This window comes from Flavobacterium hibisci (assembly GCF_020026925.1).
In the GTDB taxonomy this organism is placed as follows: Bacteria; Bacteroidota; Bacteroidia; order Flavobacteriales; family Flavobacteriaceae; genus Flavobacterium; species Flavobacterium hibisci.
Genome location: NZ_JAIQDW010000070.1, coordinates 1 through 285, shown reverse-complemented (window position 1 = coordinate 285; position 285 = coordinate 1). Strand labels below are relative to the sequence as shown.

Genomic DNA, 285 nt, shown 5'->3' with positions numbered 1-285 from the left:
AGCCGGCTTCGACGACCTCGTATTGCGCGGCCCCGCGGCCCGCGTAGCGCGCCCACGCGTCGCGGCTCATGCCGTGCAGCGCCATCACCCGGATCCGCTCCGCCCAGTCGGCGCGATCGGTCGTGATCATGCCGCCCTCGCCGGTCGTGATGTTCTTGACGGCGTGGAAGCTGAAAGCGGTGAGGTCGGCGGCCGCGCCGATCCGGCGCGATCCCGCCGCGGCGCCGAAGGCGTGCGCGGCGTCGTCGACCACGACCAGCCCGTGCCGCGACGCGATCCCGCCGA

Annotated in this window: 1 protein-coding gene; it reads right to left on the bottom strand. The window is 74.4% G+C overall.

What is annotated here, in order from left to right:
* The coding region (locus K8B81_RS20875) for a DegT/DnrJ/EryC1/StrS family aminotransferase (protein WP_223683453.1) at positions 1–285 on the bottom strand (285 nt) is incomplete at both ends.